The sequence below is a fragment of the Bacillus sp. LR_5 genome, from assembly GCF_042709275.1.
In genome coordinates this window covers 35,920-54,803 of sequence record NZ_JAVAXX010000017.1, presented here as the reverse complement: position 1 = coordinate 54,803, position 18,884 = coordinate 35,920, and the positions used below count along the sequence as shown (strand labels likewise).

Here is an 18,884-nt window from a genome sequence, read left to right as displayed (position 1 = left end):
AAATAAGCGGTCTTTCTTTTTATCGGAAATAGCTGATCAATAATCCGATCGAGAGCAGGAATCCGAAAAATGTATTCGTTTGGGCTGTTGATTTCATTGCGACAATCATATTCATCGGCATTTCTTTTTGGACGAAGCCCTTCACTGCCTGAACCGGCTTAGGCACGCTCAAAAAGACGACAAACAGCCACGGGCTTACAGCACCGGTAATAACCAGGCCGACAACCCAGATATAAGCGACGGCAAATGACGCAGCTAACAGAGTGACAGCACCCTTATGCCCCATCAAAATCGCCAATGTTTTGCGTCCGCCTTTTTTGTCCTCTTCAATATCACGAATGTTGTTCGACAGGTTAATTGCGCCGACAAGAATCGCAATCGGGATCGAAATCAAAATGCTTTGCATATTGATCTTATCTGTCTGAATAAAAAACGAAATCAGCACAAACACCGAACCCATGCAAATGCCTGAGAATAACTCACCGAACGGCGTGTACGCAATCGGCAGCGGCCCGCCTGTATACAGGTATCCGATCGCCATGCCGACAAGGCCGATTAGAGCGAGCCACCAGCTGCTGCTTGCGCAAATATAGACGCCGAGCAAAATGGCAATCCCGTATGATGCGAGAGCTAATTGCAAAATCGTCTTAGGCTTCATTCCGTGGCGTACAATCGCACCTCCGATTCCGACAGATTCTGCTGTATCTAACCCGCGTTTAAAATCATAGTATTCATTAAATAAGTTCGTCGCGATCTGGATCCATAGGCAAGAAAACAGCATAGCCAGAAACAGCAGCAGATCAACCTTCACATAAAACATCGCCAAAACCGTTCCGAGCAGCACAGGCACAAACGATGCGGTTAACGTATGAGGACGGGTTAACTGCCAAAGGATCTGCCCCATGCTTTCTTTTTCCGGCGCTGTCTGACCCTCACCCTTATTTGTTTGGTTCATCTTCCCTCTTCCTTTCTATTAAAAGGCTTACTTTTTTTCAGCCGGCAGCTTGATAAAAACTCCTTTTGCTTCCTTATCTATCATAATGACTTCTCCCTCATTTCACAAGATACCGCAAGAAGGCGTTTTCTTTCTTATTATACGCTTTCTGCCCCGATTTCATGAGGTTTCTGCTTTTACCTGAACAAACAGCTACAGAAAAATTTTTTTAAGTGCAATACGCTTTTTAAAAGTTAAGAAAGATCTTTTGTCTCCATAGATCTTTACCTTTTATGAATCAGCCCAAGCTCTTGCAGGTATAAAGATTCATTTTCAAAAGAAGACGCCGATATATTAATCTGAGGGAGATTAGGGAAAAAATGAAACTTTTTGAGCATCTAATCGTCAAATACTCATGTGATTGTCGAAAAAACGGGAAGGGAATTTTTGATATGCTGCAATTGATGAAACAGCTGTATGAAAAGCCCGCTGTCAAGTGGACATGTCATACAGGATTTTATTTGATGATACTGCTTGTTTTGTTTTTTATGTATGGTTTTCACACCGCGAATACCGGTTCATATATTTATAACGATTTCTAATTGGAGAGAGAATAATGATGAAACTTTTACATGCTATTCAAACACATGCGGAATCTTATCCGCAAACCGATGCCTTCCGCTCTCAAGGCCAGTCGCTCACGTATCAGGAATTATGGGAGCAGTCTGACCGCGCGGCTGCCGCGATTCAAAAACGCATTTCCGGAGAAAAGAAATCTCCTATCCTTGTGTACGGCCATATGGAGCCGCACATGATCGTTTCCTTCTTAGGGAGCGTCAAAGCGGGTCATCCTTATATTCCGGTTGATCTGTCCATTCCGTCCGAGCGGATTGCGAAAATTATCGAAAGCTCTGGAGCAGAATTGCTGATCCATACAGCCGGACATCCAATTGACGCAGTCAGCCAGCAGATTCAGACGGTATCAGCAGAAGAACTGCTGGAAAACGCAGACGGCTCTGTCAGCCAAGATCAATGGGTCAAGGAACACGAGACGTTTTATATCATTTACACTTCCGGAAGCACAGGAAATCCGAAAGGCGTGCAGATTTCCGCTGCGAATCTTCAAAGCTTTACAGACTGGATTTGTGCAGACTTTCCAGTCAACGGAGGAAAAACATTTTTAAATCAAGCGCCGTTTTCATTTGATTTATCAGTCATGGATCTTTATCCGTGCCTTCAATCAGGCGGGACTTTACACTGCGTGACAAAGGATGCGGTGAATAAGCCGAAAATCTTATTCGAAGAGCTGAAAAAGTCCGGGCTGAATGTGTGGACATCAACACCTTCCTTTGTGCAGATGTGCCTGATGGACCCGGGTTTTTCACAGGACCTGCTGCCTGAAGCGGACACATTTATGTTTTGCGGAGAGGTTCTTCCGGTTTCTGTTGCAAAAGCGCTGCTTGAGCGTTTTCCGAAAGCAAAAATCTTTAATACGTACGGTCCGACTGAAGCGACAGTGGCTGTCACATCCGTTGAAATTACAAGTGACGTCATCAGCCGCAGCGAATCGCTTCCAGTGGGCTTCGCCAAACCTGATATGAACATTTTCATTATGGATGAACAGGGACAGCCGCTTCCTGAAGGAGAAAAAGGAGAAATCGTCATCGCAGGGCCGAGCGTAAGCCGAGGCTACCTTGGTGAACCTGAGCTGACGGAAAAAGCGTTTTTCTCTTATGAAGGCCAGTGGGCATACCGGACGGGTGATGCTGGTTATATGCAAGATGGTCAGATTTTCTGCCAAGGGCGTTTGGATTTCCAAATTAAACTTCACGGCTACCGAATGGAGCTGGAGGAAATTGAGGTCCATGTCAGACAGTCTCAGTACGTTCGCTCTGCTGTCGTGATCCCGTATCAGCCAAACGGAACAGTTGAGTACCTGATCGCTGCTATTGTGCCTGAGGAGCATGAGTTCCAGAAGGAATTCCAGCTGACAAGCGCCATTAAAAAAGAGCTTGCCGCTTCCCTTCCGGCGTATATGATCCCGAGAAAATTCATTTATCAGGATCACATTCAAATGACGGCTAACGGCAAAATCGACCGGAAACGCATCGGCGAAGAGGTTCTTGTATGACGCCTTACAGCTCGTTTTTATTCTTTATACTGCTTGGCATTCTTCTTCTGCCGACGATCATTCTCGGCCTGAACGGAAAAAGATTTCAAGCATACAACATGTTCATATCTATCATTATATTGGCTTTAATTTTTTCGCACGACTTACACGGGGTCATCGCACTGTGTCTGTTTACGATATGGCAGGTGCTTTTGATCAGCGGCTATCTGGCGTACCGGCAGAAAGCGAACAGCGGCTTTGTCTTTTGCGGAGCTGTTATCGCTTCGATTCTGCCTTTATTTCTGTCAAAAATATGGCCGTTTCTTTCACACCCGCAGCCGCATCATCCGCCAGAAAACCTGATCAGCTTTTTAGGGATTTCGTATCTAACCTTTAAAGGCGTTCAGCTGATTATGGAAGCAAGAGACGGCCTGCTGAAAGAACAGCTGCCGCTGCACCGCCTGCTGTATTTCATCCTGTTTTTCCCGACGATTTCATCCGGTCCGATCGACAGATACCGCCGATTCGTCAAGGATGAACAGAAGGCTTGGACGAAAGAAGAATACGCCGACCTATTGTATACAGGGATTCATAAGATCTTTATCGGTTTCCTGTACAAGTTTATTATCGGCTATGCAATCAATACGTACTTCATCATGAATCTTCCCGCGATCACGCACAATAAGATTCTTGGGAACCTGTTGTACATGTACGGCTACAGCATGTATTTATTCTTTGATTTCGCCGGCTACACGATGTTTGCCGTCGGAGTCAGCTATATTATGGGCATTAAATCACCGGAAAACTTTAATAAACCGTTTATCAGTAAAAATATTAAAGATTTCTGGAATCGCTGGCATATGTCTCTGTCATTCTGGTTCAGAGATTATGTGTTCATGAGATTCGTATTTTGGATGACAAAGAAAAAGTGGATCAAAAACCGTATGGCCGTTTCAAACATCGGGTATTTCCTGCTGTTTATGCTGATGGGGGTTTGGCACGGGCTCGCGCCGCAATATATCATCTACGGGCTCTATCACGCCGTGCTGATGACGTGTTACAACTTTTTCGAGAAGTGGAATAAGAAATACAAATGGCTTCCGTCCAATCGCTGGACAACCATTCTTGCGATTGTGATCACGTTCCACTTCGTTTGCTTCGGGTTTTATATTTTCTCAGGAAAACTATTTCATCACCACCATTAAAGGAGATTAGAAAGCTATGGAATTTAAACAAGAGGTATTAGACGTTTTAGCAGAGGTTTGCCAGGATGACATCGTAAAGGAAAATCCTGATATTGAAATTTTTGAAGAAGGTTTGCTTGATTCTTTTGGAACAGTAGAATTGCTGCTTGCGATTGAAAACCGTTTTGATATTTTAGTGCCGATCACTGAGTTTGATCGGGATGTTTGGAATACGCCTAACAACATTGTAAATCAGCTGTCTGAGTTGAAATAATGAAAAAGCGTTTTTTCGGTCCAATTATTTTGGCGTTTATTCTATTCGCAGGCGCCATCGCAATTCCATCTTCATGGCTGACAGGCTTCATCACTGATAAGCAGGTGAAAGAGTCAGCAACCGCCTTGAACCCGAGTATGTTTCAAGGGCTATATTTACAAGATCAAATGCTCAAAGATCCGGCATATCTTCCGATTTACGGGTCTTCTGAGCTTTCCCGGCTGGACGAGTTCCACCCATCTAATTATTTTCAGGTAAACAATGAGGGGTTCACGCCATACCTTGTCGGCAAAGGCGGGTCCCAGTCATTGATTCATTCCTTAAACTTCGCTGCCCATATGGATCAGCTGAAGGGCAAAAAAATCGTATTCATCGTGTCTCCGCAATGGTTTATTAAGCGCGGGTCTGATGAACAGCATTTCGCGCCGAACTATTCTGCGCTGCAAGGGCTTGATTTGGCATTTAACGAGCAGATCGACCCTGATGTGAAAAAGAAAATGATGAAACGCATGCTGCGCTTTAAGGCCGTACAAAATGATGCGATTCTTTGCGAGCTGTATAAAGCAATCGTAAACGGCCAGACGTGGAAAGTGAACGCGCTGAAGCCGGCCGCAAAAGTATATTACAGCATGCTCGAAAAGAAAGACCTGTATTATTCAACGACGGAATCATCCGGGCCAAAGCGTTATATCTCTCAGTCTGTAAAAGATAAGTCATGGTCTGAATTGAATAAACTCGCAGATCAATCAGGCAAACGCCACTCCGGGTCTAACGATTTTCACATTGACAATCCTGTTTATAAAAAGCTGAAGCCGAAAGTGCCTAAGCTGAAAGGAAAAAACAAAGGAAAATCGTATGCGGTGTCACCGGAATACGGCGATTTTGAAATGATGCTTGATATCCTGAAGGATGCGGGTGCAGAGCCTATGTTTGTCACCATCCCTGTCAATGGAAAATGGTACGACTACACTGGCTTCCCGAAAAAAGGCCGCACTGATTATTACAAAAAAGTAAATAAGCAGATTAGAGCGAAGGGCTTCCAGGTTGCTGATTTTTCAGGACATGAATATGACCCGTATTTCATGAAAGATACCATCCACATCGGCTGGAAAGGCTGGGTGTATGTCGATAAAGCAATTGACGAGTTTTATAAAACCGGAAAAGTGACGTCATCCTGAGCATCTCATAGGACGCGGCTGCATATTTCCTGCTAAGATTTGAAATAGTAAAGGAATCACAGCCAACTAGTAAGAGGTGGTACATCAATGAAGATGACAGGCAATACGGTTTTAATCACAGGGGGGTCCGCTGGCATCGGGCTTGAACTGGCCAAGCGCCTGCTGGAACTTGGCAATGAAGTTATCATTTGCGGACGCAGCGAAGCGCGTCTTACAGAAGCGAAGCAGCAGCTCCCAAACATCTATACAAAGCAATGTGATGTTGCAGACCGTTCGCAGCGGGAAGCATTGTATGAATGGGCTTTAAAGGAATTTCCGAACCTGAATGTTCTCGTCAACAACGCCGGCATTCAAAAGGAAATTGACTTCAAAAAAGGGACGGAAGAGCTTTTTGTGGACGGAGATGAAATTGAACTTAATTTTCAAGCGCCTGTCCATTTATCAGCCCTTTTCACGCCTCATTTGATGAAGCAGCCCGAGGCAGCAATCGTTCAGGTCACATCCGGGCTTGCATTTAACCCGTTAGCTGTTTATCCGGTGTACTGCGCAACGAAAGCGGCGCTTCACTCGTTCTCGCTTACGCTGAGACACCAGCTCCGCGACACGAGCGTGGAAGTGATTGAAATGGCACCGCCTATGGTTGACACGGGCTTAAACCAAAAATCACGCGATAAACAAGGCCTGACGTACCGCGGCATTTCAGCTGAAGAATATGTTCAGTATTTCTTGGACGGCTTGAAGGAAGGCAAACAAGAGATTACAAATGAACGTGTTGAAGGTCTTCGAAATGCCACTCGGGCCGATTATGACAGAGTGTTCGAGCAAATGAACACGCAGGAGAATTAATTTCTCCTGCTTTTTTCTTATGAATTTCTTACAAATTTGAGCAAACCTATTGCGAATATTTGTTGAAGGTATACAATAGAATATAAATTATTTTCAAATAAGTTTGATAATATAAACAATTTAACAGCAGGGAGATTGACCATGACTAAACAAACGATTCGCGTTGAATTGACATCAACAAAAAAACCAAAACCAGATCCAAATCAGCTTTCGTTCGGGAGAGTGTTTACAGACCACATGTTTGTAATGGACTATGCGGCGGATAAAGGATGGTACGATCCAAGAATCATTCCTTACCAACCCATTCCAATGGACCCGGCCGCAATGGTCTATCACTACGGCCAAACCGTGTTTGAAGGGTTAAAGGCCTACGTGTCAGAGGATGACCATGTCCTGCTTTTTAGACCGGAAAAAAATATGGAGCGTCTGAATCAATCAAACGACCGCCTCTGCATCCCGCAAATTGATGAAGAACAGGTTCTGGAAGGCTTAAAACAACTTGTCGCGATCGATAAAGACTGGATTCCGAATGCGGAGGGCACGTCCCTTTATATCCGTCCGTTCATCATCGCAACCGAGCCTTTCCTCGGTGTTGCGGCATCTCATACGTATAAGCTCTTTATCATTCTTTCTCCGGTCGGCTCTTATTACAAAGAAGGCATCAAGCCGGTCAAAATCGCTGTTGAAAGTGAATTTGTCCGTGCGGTAAAAGGCGGAACGGGAAATGCCAAAACCGCAGGGAACTATGCTTCAAGCTTAAAAGCTCAGCAGGTAGCCGAAGAGAAAGGATTTTCTCAAGTACTCTGGCTGGACGGCATTGAGAAGAAATACATCGAAGAAGTCGGAAGCATGAACATCTTCTTCAAAATCAACGGTGAAATCGTAACGCCGATGCTGAACGGAAGCATCCTGGAAGGCATTACGCGCAATTCAGTCATCGCCTTGCTTAAGCATTGGGGCCTTCAAGTTTCAGAACGGAAAATTGCGATCGATGAGGTCATCCAAGCCCATAAAGACGGCATCCTGGAAGAAGCCTTCGGAACTGGTACAGCAGCTGTTATTTCCCCAGTCGGCGAGCTGATCTGGCAGGATGAAACACTTTCGATCAACAACGGTGAAACAGGTGAAATCGCCAAAAAACTATATGACACGATTACAGGCATTCAAAAAGGCGCTGTCGCAGACGAATTCGGATGGACGACCGAAGTTGCAGCGCTGACTGAAAGCAAATAAGTAAGAAAAAAGCCGGCCTTCAATGGCCGGCTTTTTTTACGCTTCAATTTTGTTAAAGAACTGCGGCAGATACGCTTTGTGCGCCTCCAGCATTTCGTCTAAAATCTGTTTAGCCACAGTGTCGGACGGAACGAGCGGGTTAATCGTCATGGCGAGGAGCGCTGTTTGGTAGTCGCCTGTGACCGCCGCTTCTGCCGCGACACGTTCAAAGGATTTGATTTGCTGAACGAGGCCCCGGACAGACACCGGCAAGTCGCCGACAGCAATTGGCTGAGGGCCGTTTTTCGTCATCACGCAGTTCACTTCAACCGCGGAATCGTCTGGAATGCTGGCGATTGCCCCGTTATTCATCGTGTTCACCGGCTGAATGTCGTGTTTATCATTGTAAATAGAGCTGATTAAATTACACGCTGCATCGCTGTAATACGCACCGCCCCGTTTTTCCAGCTGCGGCGGTTTGATCGCAAGGTTCGGATCTTTATAGAGCTCGAACAGTTCTTTTTCAACCTTCTGCACAACTTCAGCACGGGTGCCCTCCGTTTGTGATGCTTCCAGTTCGTGCTCCAGCATCTCTTTTGTTTTGAAATAGTAACGGTGGTAGCCGCAAGGGATGATATCGAGTGCTTTTAAAAATTCTGGCTCCCACTCTGCGCCTGAGATGTTTTTCATCGTCATCGCGTTTTTCGGGTCACCCATCGCTTCGATGACTTGATCCTTCACACTTACGCCATCCAAGAAAACATCCAGCCCGAACACCATATGATTCAGTCCGGCGAATTGGACTTCTACGCGGTCCACATCTACATCAAGCGCTTTGGCTACACCCATTTTGATGCCGATTGGAACGTTACAGAGACCGACGACTTTCTTCAGGTTGGAGTAGCGAAGCAAAGCTTCTGTCACCATGCCGGCAGGGTTTGTGAAGTTAACGAGCCACGCGTTCGGGCAGAGTTCTTCAATGTCCTTTGCGATCTCCAGGATAACTGGAATCGTGCGCAATCCTTTAAACAGGCCTCCCGGGCCGTTCGTTTCTTGGCCGATGACGCCGTATTTTAATGGGATGCGCTCATCCTTGGCTCTTGCCTGCAGAAGTCCGATACGGAACTGAGTCGTGACAAAGTCTGCGTCTTTCAGCGCTTTTCTCCGGTCGAGCGTAAGGTGAATATCGATCGGGACGCCGGCTTTTTCAACCATCCGTTTGGCGAGCGTGCCGACAATATTCAGCTTTTCTTCGCCCTCAGGGATATCGACGAGCCATAATTCACGGACAGGCAGCTCATCATACCGTTTAATCAACCCTTCCACTAACTCGGGCGTATAACTTGAACCTCCGCCAATCGTTACAATCTTTAATCCTTTTGTCATATGCTTGCTCCCCTTTGCTCGGTGATTTTTTCATATAACTCAATGATCTCCGCCGCCAGATCCTTCACTGTCATTGCATTCATTAAATGATCCTGTGCATGCACCATCAGAAGCGTCATTTCTGTTTTTTCTCCGCCCGCTTCATTTTGGATCAGCTCTGTCTGATAATGATGGGCTTTTGATAATTCTTCTGCCGCGTCTTGAAGCTTTTTCCGCGCTTCTTCTGCGTCACCGCTTTTGGCAGCGGCAATGGCCTCCATTGCGGAGCTCCTTCCGTTTCCTCCGTGAAGGATAATTTGAAAAATGATTTGCTCCATTTTTTCATTCACGCGATTCACTTCCTTTCTCTACAGAGCCGCTTCTTTGTCATCTGATGCTGCAGGCGTTTGGACCAGTTCCAAATCGTTTTCTTCTTTCAGCTTCTGTTTATCCCACATTCTGAAGAACGGATAGTAGACAACAAAGGATACGGCGATATTAATGGCTTGCATGACCGCGCCTGAAACTTTCCCCCCTGTCGCCAAATAGCCTGAAAAGATTGGCGGCATGGTCCACGGCACTGCGATCCCCGCCGGTTTGGCGACAAGGCCGGTACTCATTCCGATGTAAGTGAGTGTCAGTGTGATAAGCGGCGTGATGATAAACGGAAGTAAAAGCATCGGGTTCATGACGATCGGCATTCCGAAAATAATCGGTTCGTTAATATTGAAGATGGCCGGGCCGATCGCAAGCTTCCCGAGCTGCTTCATTTGTTTGCTTCGGGCGCGCAGGAACATCGTGACAACCAGCGCCAATGTGGCGCCGCTTCCGCCGATATTGACCCAGATATCGAAAAATTGCTGGGTGAAAATCTTAGGAAGCTCCTCACCGGCTTGGAATGCGATCCGGTTGGCATCCATTGCGCCATACCAAATCGGTGCCATGACGCCGCCGACAATGTTGGCGCCGTGAAGGCCGCAGGCCCATAAAAGCATTTTCACGGCTTCTGCGACAAGGCTTCCCCCGAGGCTTCCTCCCAGAATGGAAAGCGGGGTTCCCAGTAAAACGCTTACAATATTATGAAGGCTTTCAAACGGCGTCGCTTCAACTATCAGCCGGGCTGCCCAAATCAGAAAGATGACGGCAAAGCCGGGGATTAACGCGACAAATGACTTGCTGACTGCCGGCGGAACACCATCCGGCATTTTGAAGACCAAATTGCGCTGGATAATGAGACGGTAAATCTCTGTTGACACCATCGCGATAATCATAGCGACAAACAGGCCTTTGCTTCCCATCAGCGAGAGCGGAATTCCGCCGCCGACCATAATCTCTTTCGTCGAACCATCAGGCGTGAACGGCACTTGATAAGGTGTTGCTAACAAAAATGCCGCAAGTGAAATGGCTCCGGCCGACAAGGCATCAACGCCGTATTTCTCGGCGAGCCGGTAGGCGATGCCGAACGCGGCGACCAAACCCATAATTTCAAAGGTGGCGTCAACTGGATAGGCCAGCTTTTCAGACCAGGAGCTGCCAAACGTTTTTGCCATAAACTCAGCGTATCCCGGGATCGGGAGGTTGCCGATGATGAGGAAAAAGGAACCGATGATAATCAGCGGCATCGTGAGGATGATACCGTCACGCAACGCCTGCAAATGACGCTGCCCCGCAATTCTTCCCGCTATAGGCATGACCTTTTCTTCTAAGATCTGATTGACTTTATTCACATAGCCCGCCCCTCTCTATGACACATGTCCAAGCTGTTCAGCTGATTTCAGCACTTCCGCCCCGTTGCATGTGCCATAATGGACGGTATTAATGACGTCTACTGGTACCCCCTTTGACTCTCCTAATTTTTTCAGCTGCGGAAGCATATAACGGACTTGCGGGCCGAGAAGCAATACATCCGCTTTATCAATATGACTTTGTACAGAATCGCCTGAAACTGCCCAAATGGTATAGTCTTTTCCTTGTTCCTGCGCACTTTTTTCCATCTTGCTCACCAATAAGCTAGTAGACATGCCTGCTGCACATACGAGTAATATATTCATGTAAAAGACCCCCTAGAGTTTGATCAATTTTGTAATGTCCTGCTGTTGATATCATCATATTATGAAATCGCTTTCATAAACACTCAAGGTTTTTCCGCAGGAAACGGAAAAAAGGTATATACAGGCTGTCAGCTCAACATTTTTTGGTCAAACACGTCCGAAAGCTCTTGATACGAACGGCATTTGATCAGCTGGTTCACCGCTGCCGGGTCATCCAAAATGCTGCCAAGCAGTTTATACATGCTTTGCAAATCCGCTTTGTTCTCCTTTTCGACACAAAGCAAACAGACAAATTGAACACGCTGGTCCTCCCAATCTATCGGTTTTTTGAGCGTACAGACGGCCCAAAACGTTGTTTTTGTCTGCGGAACGAGCGGATGCGGGATGGCAACCAGATTGCCAAAGCACGTTGGCGACATGTCTTCTCTTTCAAAAATGGAATCTATGATTTCTTTGTCGGCATAGCCGCAATCAACCGCTTTCTGCCCTAAAAATTGAATCACTTCTTCTTTTGAGCGCAGATCCTCCTGGAAAAAAACGAGTTCTTTTTTCAGATAGCGGGCGGCTTTTTCTTTTTCATCACTCAGAATGGATTCGATTTTTGTAAAGTCAGTCCCGCCTAAGAGTGTGTTGACCTTTAGCACTGGTACAGGGAGCTCTTTTTTGATCGGGATGGTGCTGATGACAAAATCAATGGATTCATAGGACATTTGGTCAAGACTGTAATACTCAGCCGTTCCAAGAATATCGAGCCGCTTGCCGAAATGGGAGCGGAGTTTTTCACGCAGTAGCTGTGCGCTTCCGGCACCTGATGCGCACACAATGATACAGCGTTTCGGCGGGCTTTCTGTTTTTTTCCGTTCAATCGCAGCGCCAAAGTGGAGAGCCAGATACCCAATTTCGTTTTCATGAATATCGATGCCCGTCTGTTCCTTTATGACCATCCCCGCAATGATCCCGGCTTCAAAAGCGAGAGGATAATGTTCCTTGATCGCTGCCAGCATCGGATTTCGAAGGTTCATGCCGTATCGGTTACGGCTGACCGCCGGCTTCACATGTAGCGCCAAGCCGATTTTCAGCTCTTTGTCATGCAGGATGCCGAGCTTCATTTCGCGATCAACGGCTTCAATCATCGCAAATGTCAGCTGATCGGTTTCCTCGTCTATTGAAAATATGTCCTCCCCGCATTGTGGTTGTGTCATTCGTTTTGTGCCGAGGAGATGCATGGCGATATAGGCCGTCTCGTCTTTCGGAAATGTAACGGCAAGTTCTGATTCCAGCTCTTTTACAATGGCTTCGGCAGCCTGATATTCTTTTTGATGCAGGATGTGATCCATATCTTCCGGGAAAAGAGATACATAGTTTTCCGTTCTGATCCGTTTACAGGCAATGGCGATATGGATGATGAGGTTATTCAGTCCCAAGTTGGACAGAGGGATGCGGTCGTTTTTCATTTTTTTCAGGATGGCGGAACGGATGATCTCGATTTCTTCATTTGGCAAAATATCAGCCTTTTCATTCAGAATATCAATCTCCGTTTCTCTTTCATCGACAATGTACTCCGCCATACAGTACCTCATCTGCACCTCGTCCCCGCGCAGCTTGAAGCCGTAATTTGGGCGTGTTTCCATGACGATGCGGTACGGCAGCAGCCGTTTCTTTACTTCTTTTAAATCCGTTTGGAGTGTAGATTTTGAGATAAATAGTTCCTCAGCCAGTTCATCGAGCTTGAGGTAATGCTCCGCCAGCAGCAGCCGTTTTGTGAGATAGGCCATTCTCTCCTCCGGCAATACCGGCAGGCTTTTTTTTTGCTGAAACACATCTTGCAGCAGCGTTCTGAATGTCTGCTCGTCATGAATGCGGAGTTTGTAACCTGAGCCTCTTACCGATTGGACATAGGCGCCATAGCCGCTTAGCGCACCTTGCAGTTCCTTTATATCATTGCGGACCGTCCGCGTCGTCACATTTAATTGCGCGGCAAAAAACGAGCTTGTCACCGGGGCTTCAGCCGCCATCAGCAAGCGCAGAATATCACGAAGTCGCCCATGAAGCATGAGAAAAACCTCCTATCAAGTAGATGCAGGGATAAGTGAATAGGCAGAAAGGATGATGAAGGAATGCGAAATGTATATAAATTCTATAATGGCGGGAATGGCAAGTCAATGAACATCGGGAGGGCTAGAGGGAAAACTGACCTATAAAAAACAGCCGGGGTCAGCCGGCTGTTCGGGATGCGGACATATTCTTTCGTTTAGACGCCTTGCGATCCTTCATGATTTTTCGCACAATCGGGTAAATGACCGGCGCCCATTTGATAACGGTTTTTATCATCTTTTTCAAAGCTCCGATTCTCCCTTCTTTTTTCTCAACCATTCCCCTGATTGCCTTTTGCTTAAACATGCTACCGCGACACGTACCTGTTTCCCGTCACCCAGAAACGCCACGGATAATCGCGCGCCTCTCCGCTGTTGTCGATGCCGATACGCGGGCCGGTTGAAATTTCTTCCGGTGTATACCCGCCTTCGATGTAAAGCGGCTGTTCCGTGATCCAGCGTCCGTAGTCATTCATCGTGACGCCAAGCGCTTTCGTCAGCTTTCCGGGCCCGTTTGTCCATTCCCTCGGATGCCGGCCCGTCCTTCTCTCCTCCATTAACAGCTGGCCTTCATGAGGCTCAATGGCCCTGATTAATACCGCTTGCGGGACATCTGCTTCTGCGGCAACGACATTCAGCAATGTATGGGTGTGCATCACGTATGTATACACCCGCCCAGCTTCTGCAAACATAATCTCAGTCCGTTTCGTCCGGCGGTTATTAAAGCTGTGGGCCGCTCTGTCTCCGGCGCCCATATAGGCTTCTGTTTCCACAATATAGCCTGACGCTGTGCCTTCGTCTGTTTCTTTTACCAGAAGGCAGCCGAGAAGCGCCGGGGCAAGCTCAAGGGCGGTTCTTTGGTAAAACGTGATGGGCAGCGGATTTTTTTCTCTCGTCACGAATCGACCTCTCCTTTTACCGATTTTTGTACATTGTACCATTCCCGACCCCGATAAAAAAAAACGGCTGTTTTAAAATCTTTCCATTAAGGGAATATTGTTACCGTTCTAAAAAGGAGGGTCAACCAATGAAAGATGATCATCAAAACAAACATCACGGAACAAATGCCCAAAGCAGCGAGGATGCGCTTTCTCATAAGACATCCGGGGAAAACGAATCAGAGGATACCTTAACGAATAGACAGGGGCACCCTGTCACTGACAACCAAAATGTGAGAACTGTCGGGAACAGAGGACCTACAACACTTGAGAATTACGATTTTCTCGAAAAAATCAGCCACTTTGACCGTGAACGCATCCCTGAGCGGGTTGTTCATGCCAGAGGAGCGGGTGCACACGGGTATTTTGAAGCTTACGGAAGCTTTGGAGACGAGCCGATTTCAAAGTACACCCGGGCCAAGCTTTTTCAGGAAAAAGGCAAGAAAACGCCGGCATTTGTCCGTTTTTCTACGGTAAATCATGGAAAACACTCACCAGAAACATTGAGAGACCCGCGCGGTTTTGCCCTTAAGCTTTATACCGAAGACGGAAACTGGGATTTGGTCGGGAACAATCTGAAAATCTTTTTTATCCGCGACCCGCTTAAATTTCCGGATCTTGTGCACGCGTTTCAGCCTGACCCAGTGACCAATATCCAAGATGGTGAACGTATTTTCGACTTCATTTCTCAGTCTCCTGAAGCGACACATATGATCACCTTCTTGTTTTCGCCTTGGGGCATCCCAGCCAACTACCGGCAAATGCAGGGTTCGGGCGTACACGCCTATAAATGGGTGAATGAGGAAGGCAAAGCCGTTCTCGTGAAATACCATTTCGAACCGAAGCAGGGCATCCGCAACCTGACACAGAAGGAAGCGGAAGAGATTCAAGGGAAAAACTTTAACCATGCTACACAGGATTTGTATGAAGCGATTGAAAATGGAGATTATCCGGAATGGGAAGTGTATGCTCAAATCATGAGCGATGATGAGCATCCTGAACTGGACTTTGATCCACTCGATCCGACAAAGCTGTGGTATAAAGACGATTTCCCATGGAAACCGATCGGCAAATTGGTGCTTAACAAAAACCCGGAAAACTACCATGCAGAAGTGGAACAAGCTTCATTCGGAACGGGAGTGCTTGTTGACGGACTTGATTTCTCAGATGACAAGCTGCTTCAGGGGCGGACGTTTGCCTACTCTGATACACAGCGCTACCGTGTTGGCGCAAATTACCTGCAGCTTCCGATCAACTCGCCGAAAAAGCATGTTGCCACCAACCAGGAAGGCGGGCAAATGCAATATCGGGTCGATAGAGCAGAAGGCCAAAACCCGCACGTCAACTATGAACCATCGATTATGGGCGGGCTAAAGGAAGCGAAGCAGGATGGAAAAGATCATACTCCGCATGTCGAAGGTGATGTAAAACGTGAAGCGATCGACAGAACGAACAACTTCGGACAGGCCGGAGAAACGTACCGGAGATTTACCGAATTTGAACGGAACGAATTGATCACGAATCTAGTTAATACGCTTTCTACATGCCGAAAAGAAATCCAGGATCAGATGATTGAAAATTTCACAAAAGCTGATCCGGACTATGGAAAACGCGTGGCGGAAGGTCTGAAAAAAGTCTCAGAAAACAACAGCAACGGACCGATCGGCACAACAGAGACTGAACAGGCTGCAAGGCAGGCTGAACAGGAAAGCCATCCGTCTGATCCGTATTAAAAACAACAAACAGGGCTTTTTTGAAGTCCTGTTTTTTTGTTTTTCTATTGAAACGCTTTCAGCAATTGTGTTGTACTGGAAGGAAAGGGGTGGAGAGAAACGATGGAATTACAGCAGGACATGATTCCTCAGAAAAAAACAATCGGCGCTTTAGATCACGCCGTTTTTTTATGTATGGTATTTTGTTTTTGGTTCTCAGGTTATATTTATGTTCCTGTATTCAGCCTGTATTTGGAGGATCTGCACTTTTCATACGGCGCAATCGGCATCATTCTCGGCAGCTACGGCGTTACGCAAATCCTTCTGCGATTCCCGCTCGGCCTTCTGTCAGACATCCTGTTTTCTCTGCGCAAGCAATTGTTAATTGCCGGGTTTGGGTTTTCCGTCCTCAGCAGCCTGCTTTTTCTGATGTTTGATTCTTTCTTCTTCGTGCTGGCCGCCCGGCTGTTTGCAGGGATAACCGCTTCCATGTGGGTAATGGCGACCATTTTATACGCGCATTATTTCAACAATGACAATGCATCCAAAGCAATGGGCATCATGCAGTTTTTCACCGTCATGCCTCAGTTTGTCAGTATTGTGTTCTGCGGGCTTGCGGCAGCCCACTTAGGCAGGCAGGTTCCATTTTGGATGGCGCTCGCAGCCTCTGCCGCCGGTCTGGTGATCTGCTGTTTTATTAAAGATCCGTCGGCTCCTCCCGCGAACCGTGATACAATCCGTGTGCCGCAATACATCAAAGACACATTCCAGCTGCCGAAGCTGAAGCTTTTCACCATTCTATCCATGACGGCCCATGCGGTATTATTTATGACAGTGTTTGGATTTACACCGCTTTTCATTAATCAGCTCGGAATGGGCGACGCGGAGCTGCTTTGGGTGATGAGCGCCTTTTTCCTCCCTCACGCAGCCGCCACATTAAGCTTCGTGTTTCTGCGTTTCACAAGCCGAATCGCTTACTCGGTGATGCTCATCAGTTTTGCTGTCACCGGAGTCTGTTTGCTATTCGTTCCTTTTTCAGCTACATTGTTCACAGTTTGCATCACACACGCCTGCATCGGGCTGGCGCTCGGTTTCGTATTTCCTCTGCTGCTAAGCCTTGTCGTCGATATCAGTTCTGCCCGTTTGAAAATGTCGGTTATGGGGTTTTATCAATCGTTTTATGCGCTGGGTATCTTCCTCGGTCCCCTTCTTGCAGGAAAAACCGCACAGCTTTTCGGGCTGGCCGAGGTTTTTTATGGAGCCGGGTCGCTGGCATTTGCCGCCTTTCTTGTAATGCTTGTGCAAAAGCGTAACATGATCAATTAATAGCTTTCATACCGCCGGAAGCGCCATACTGAAAACATGGCCAGAAGCACGATGCACAAAATGGAGAATGTGAGCGACCATCCGAAAAAATCCGCCCGCTCTCCATGAAGAAGGATATGCTCCGCCTGCTTGCAAAGCGCAGCCGGAAGCCATTTCGCACCATCAGGAAATAGCGAAACAGCAAAGGAAACTGCAGCTGTCAGCCCGATCCCGACAGCCGCGGCTGCTCCGAGAGACCGAAACATCGTGCTTCCGGCAAGGCCGGCAGTCACAATAAACATGATCCAAAGAGCGTAGAGGCCAAGGCTTACGGCAAAACGGCTGAATGATGTGTCCTCAAACAGCAGCCGGACGTAATAATAAGCAAGCCCGTATCCAGCTGCAAATGACGCAATGCCGATCACGCTTTGGGTGAGCCATTTGCTCACGATATAATGGGCTGCCGTCACAGGCCGTGACATGATCAGCGACGTTACGCCTTGATTTCTTTCATTCGCCACGCTGCCCATGACGCTGAAGATGACCAGAGCCATGCCAAGCGTGTTGAATTGAGAAAGCGTGCTGACCATCACTTCAGACCCGGAAGGCATCGTAAAACTGATTTTCATGCCGTCAGGAAGGTTTCCTCCGTGTTCAATAATTTCCGGCATATAATAAATGGTCAGCGGCTGTGTCAACCCGACAATCATCATTGCGATCGGCAGCCAGATCAGCTTGCCGCTTTTCCACCCATCGAGCCATTCTTTCTGCAATAGCGTTATCATCACCTTCATGCGTGCACCACCTTTAGATAGACGTCTTCAAGCGACTCCGTTTTCTGTTCAAAATGAGTGACAGTCAAGCCCGTTCGGATACAATCACTCAGCAATGTCCGGCCAGCCTGTATATCAGGCAGCTCGAAAACAGCTTGAGACGGATTCATATAGACAATAGCTGAGACGTAAGGCTTCTCTTCAAGCCAGCCCTTCAGCTTCTCTTTCACTGTAAGGGTGAAAACGTTCGTTTGATGCTGTTTCTTCAGCTGCTGTAATTCGCCTTTCCATGAAATCTCCCCGTTTTTCATGATCACCACCTGATCACATACCTGCTCCGCATCGTGCAAAACATGTGTAGAAAACAGGACAGCCATATGCTTCTTCAGCTCTCGCATCATGTCCAGCACCTCGAACCGTCCTGATGGATCAAGAGCAGACACCGGTTCATCCAATATCAACAGCTTCGGTTTATGGAGCAGCGCCTGTGCCAGCCCGAGTCTTTGCTTCATGCCGCCTGAATAGCCGCCGATTCTTTTGTGCGCGGATTCCTGCAAGCCGACAAATTCCAGCATCCCGCCGATCTCCTCTTGGCATTTTTTCTTCGAAAGCCCGGACAGTCTCCCGGCAAAGGTTAAAAATTCATTTGCGGTCATCCACGAATAAAAAGCAGGATACTGCGGGAGGTACCCAATCAAACGCCTGTCGGGTTTTTTCTCCCCTAACAGCTTGATGGTTCCAGAGGTTGGCGAAAGCAGCCCGGCCAGCATTTGCAGCGTTGTGGTTTTACCGGCTCCATTGGGACCTAATAGTGCAACACACTCGTTTTCATTTACGTGAAAACTGACATTCTTTACAGCTTGATGATGCCGATACGATTTGCATAATGACTCAATAGACAGCATGCCC

At 47.2% G+C, this 18,884-nt stretch carries 19 protein-coding genes; 9 read left to right on the top strand and 10 right to left on the bottom strand.

The genetic code is table 11. The features are described from left to right. Positions 1–19: 19 nt before the first annotated feature. Positions 20–955 carry a 1,4-dihydroxy-2-naphthoate polyprenyltransferase gene (locus RAC86_RS06225; protein ID WP_061186572.1) on the bottom strand — a complete coding sequence of 312 codons (936 nt, stop codon included), beginning with the start codon at positions 953–955 and terminating at the stop codon, positions 20–22. A 431-nt stretch (positions 956–1,386) separates the two neighbouring features. Here RAC86_RS06225 and RAC86_RS06220 point away from each other — a divergent pair, with 431 nt between their 5' ends. From RAC86_RS06220 to RAC86_RS06190, 7 genes are all read left to right on the top strand, one after another. Next, on the top strand, positions 1,387–1,536 hold the full coding sequence (locus RAC86_RS06220) for a teichoic acid D-Ala incorporation-associated protein DltX (RefSeq protein ID WP_003227330.1): 150 nt from the start codon (positions 1,387–1,389) through the stop codon (positions 1,534–1,536). A 17-nt stretch (positions 1,537–1,553) separates the two neighbouring features. After that, positions 1,554–3,065 carry a D-alanine--poly(phosphoribitol) ligase subunit DltA gene (gene dltA, locus RAC86_RS06215; RefSeq protein ID WP_041521208.1) on the top strand — a complete coding sequence of 504 codons (1,512 nt, stop codon included), beginning with the start codon at positions 1,554–1,556 and terminating at the stop codon, positions 3,063–3,065. Further along, complete coding sequence (gene dltB, locus RAC86_RS06210) at positions 3,062–4,249, top strand: D-alanyl-lipoteichoic acid biosynthesis protein DltB (RefSeq protein WP_061186573.1); 1,188 nt, start codon at positions 3,062–3,064, stop codon at positions 4,247–4,249. The genes dltA and dltB overlap by 4 nt, the downstream gene beginning before the upstream one ends. A 16-nt stretch (positions 4,250–4,265) precedes the next feature. After that, positions 4,266–4,502, top strand: coding sequence for a D-alanine--poly(phosphoribitol) ligase subunit DltC (dltC, locus tag RAC86_RS06205; protein ID WP_003222263.1), 237 nt, complete (start codon positions 4,266–4,268; stop codon positions 4,500–4,502). Then, entirely contained in the window at positions 4,502–5,680 is a 1,179-nt protein-coding gene (gene dltD, locus RAC86_RS06200; RefSeq protein WP_061186574.1) for a D-alanyl-lipoteichoic acid biosynthesis protein DltD, read from the top strand. Before dltC ends, dltD begins: the two co-directional genes overlap by 1 nt. Positions 5,681–5,767: 87 nt before the next feature. After that, on the top strand, positions 5,768–6,526 hold the full coding sequence (locus tag RAC86_RS06195; protein ID WP_014115654.1) for an SDR family oxidoreductase: 759 nt from the start codon (positions 5,768–5,770) through the stop codon (positions 6,524–6,526). A gap of 141 nt (positions 6,527–6,667) precedes the next feature. Further along, a complete protein-coding gene (locus RAC86_RS06190) occupies positions 6,668–7,759 on the top strand; it encodes a branched-chain amino acid aminotransferase (RefSeq protein ID WP_014115655.1) in 1,092 nt (363 codons plus the stop codon). Positions 7,760–7,795: 36 nt separating this feature from the next. On the opposite strand, the gene licH is transcribed toward RAC86_RS06190, so the two are convergent. The 7 genes from licH to RAC86_RS06155 all read right to left on the bottom strand — a co-directional run bounded on the left by licH (position 7,796) and on the right by RAC86_RS06155 (position 14,146). Next, a complete protein-coding gene (gene licH, locus RAC86_RS06185; protein WP_072565485.1) occupies positions 7,796–9,124 on the bottom strand; it encodes a 6-phospho-beta-glucosidase LicH in 1,329 nt (442 codons plus the stop codon). Then, on the bottom strand, positions 9,121–9,453 hold the full coding sequence (licA, locus tag RAC86_RS06180; protein WP_003218748.1) for a PTS lichenan transporter subunit IIA: 333 nt from the start codon (positions 9,451–9,453) through the stop codon (positions 9,121–9,123). The genes licH and licA overlap by 4 nt, the downstream gene beginning before the upstream one ends. An 18-nt stretch (positions 9,454–9,471) precedes the next feature. Continuing rightward, a complete protein-coding gene (gene licC / locus RAC86_RS06175; RefSeq protein WP_014115657.1) occupies positions 9,472–10,830 on the bottom strand; it encodes a PTS lichenan transporter subunit IIC in 1,359 nt (452 codons plus the stop codon). Positions 10,831–10,845: 15 nt separating this feature from the next. Next, complete coding sequence (gene licB / locus RAC86_RS06170) at positions 10,846–11,154, bottom strand: PTS lichenan transporter subunit IIB (protein WP_014115658.1); 309 nt, start codon at positions 11,152–11,154, stop codon at positions 10,846–10,848. A gap of 128 nt (positions 11,155–11,282) precedes the next feature. Next, complete coding sequence (gene licR, locus RAC86_RS06165; RefSeq protein ID WP_072565486.1) at positions 11,283–13,208, bottom strand: transcriptional regulator LicR; 1,926 nt, start codon at positions 13,206–13,208, stop codon at positions 11,283–11,285. A 160-nt stretch (positions 13,209–13,368) separates the two neighbouring features. After that, a complete protein-coding gene (locus tag RAC86_RS06160) occupies positions 13,369–13,527 on the bottom strand; it encodes a hypothetical protein (protein ID WP_061186616.1) in 159 nt (52 codons plus the stop codon). A gap of 28 nt (positions 13,528–13,555) precedes the next feature. Then, complete coding sequence (locus tag RAC86_RS06155) at positions 13,556–14,146, bottom strand: DNA-3-methyladenine glycosylase (RefSeq protein WP_014115661.1); 591 nt, start codon at positions 14,144–14,146, stop codon at positions 13,556–13,558. Positions 14,147–14,274: 128 nt separating this feature from the next. Between RAC86_RS06155 and katX the strand changes: the two genes are divergently transcribed. Continuing rightward, positions 14,275–15,918, top strand: a complete 1,644-nt coding sequence (gene katX / locus RAC86_RS06150) for a catalase KatX (RefSeq protein ID WP_072565487.1) — start codon at positions 14,275–14,277, stop codon at positions 15,916–15,918. A 102-nt stretch (positions 15,919–16,020) separates the two neighbouring features. Further along, positions 16,021–17,223: an MFS transporter gene (locus RAC86_RS06145; RefSeq protein ID WP_072565488.1), complete on the top strand. Its 1,203-nt coding sequence runs from the start codon at positions 16,021–16,023 to the stop codon at positions 17,221–17,223. On the opposite strand, the gene RAC86_RS06140 is transcribed toward RAC86_RS06145, so the two are convergent. Together RAC86_RS06140 and RAC86_RS06135 are read right to left on the bottom strand one after the other, a co-directional pair. After that, complete coding sequence (locus tag RAC86_RS06140; RefSeq protein ID WP_014115664.1) at positions 17,220–17,996, bottom strand: ABC transporter permease; 777 nt, start codon at positions 17,994–17,996, stop codon at positions 17,220–17,222. The two genes, RAC86_RS06145 and RAC86_RS06140, sit on opposite strands and share 4 nt — an antisense overlap. Next, a complete protein-coding gene (locus tag RAC86_RS06135; protein ID WP_014115665.1) occupies positions 17,993–18,880 on the bottom strand; it encodes an ABC transporter ATP-binding protein in 888 nt (295 codons plus the stop codon). The genes RAC86_RS06140 and RAC86_RS06135 overlap by 4 nt, the downstream gene beginning before the upstream one ends. Positions 18,881–18,884 lie beyond the last annotated feature (4 nt).

Excerpts from the sequence above, each read along its gene's own strand:
- RAC86_RS06225 (WP_061186572.1), bottom strand. The coding sequence starts at position 955 with ATGAACCAAACAAATAAGGGTGAGGGTCAGACAGCGCCGGAAAAAGAA.
- RAC86_RS06220 (WP_003227330.1), top strand. The coding sequence starts at position 1,387 with ATGCTGCAATTGATGAAACAGCTGTATGAAAAGCCCGCTGTCAAGTGG.
- dltA (WP_041521208.1), top strand. The coding sequence starts at position 1,554 with ATGAAACTTTTACATGCTATTCAAACACATGCGGAATCTTATCCGCAA.
- dltB (WP_061186573.1), top strand. The coding sequence starts at position 3,062 with ATGACGCCTTACAGCTCGTTTTTATTCTTTATACTGCTTGGCATTCTT.
- dltC (WP_003222263.1), top strand. The coding sequence starts at position 4,266 with ATGGAATTTAAACAAGAGGTATTAGACGTTTTAGCAGAGGTTTGCCAG.
- dltD (WP_061186574.1), top strand. The coding sequence starts at position 4,502 with ATGAAAAAGCGTTTTTTCGGTCCAATTATTTTGGCGTTTATTCTATTC.
- RAC86_RS06195 (WP_014115654.1), top strand. The coding sequence starts at position 5,768 with ATGAAGATGACAGGCAATACGGTTTTAATCACAGGGGGGTCCGCTGGC.
- RAC86_RS06190 (WP_014115655.1), top strand. The coding sequence starts at position 6,668 with ATGACTAAACAAACGATTCGCGTTGAATTGACATCAACAAAAAAACCA.
- licH (WP_072565485.1), bottom strand. The coding sequence starts at position 9,124 with ATGACAAAAGGATTAAAGATTGTAACGATTGGCGGAGGTTCAAGTTAT.
- licB (WP_014115658.1), bottom strand. The coding sequence starts at position 11,154 with ATGAATATATTACTCGTATGTGCAGCAGGCATGTCTACTAGCTTATTG.
- licR (WP_072565486.1), bottom strand. The coding sequence starts at position 13,208 with ATGCTTCATGGGCGACTTCGTGATATTCTGCGCTTGCTGATGGCGGCT.
- RAC86_RS06160 (WP_061186616.1), bottom strand. The coding sequence starts at position 13,527 with ATGGTTGAGAAAAAAGAAGGGAGAATCGGAGCTTTGAAAAAGATGATA.
- katX (WP_072565487.1), top strand. The coding sequence starts at position 14,275 with ATGAAAGATGATCATCAAAACAAACATCACGGAACAAATGCCCAAAGC.
- RAC86_RS06145 (WP_072565488.1), top strand. The coding sequence starts at position 16,021 with ATGGAATTACAGCAGGACATGATTCCTCAGAAAAAAACAATCGGCGCT.
- RAC86_RS06140 (WP_014115664.1), bottom strand. The coding sequence starts at position 17,996 with ATGAAGGTGATGATAACGCTATTGCAGAAAGAATGGCTCGATGGGTGG.
- RAC86_RS06135 (WP_014115665.1), bottom strand. The coding sequence starts at position 18,880 with ATGCTGTCTATTGAGTCATTATGCAAATCGTATCGGCATCATCAAGCT.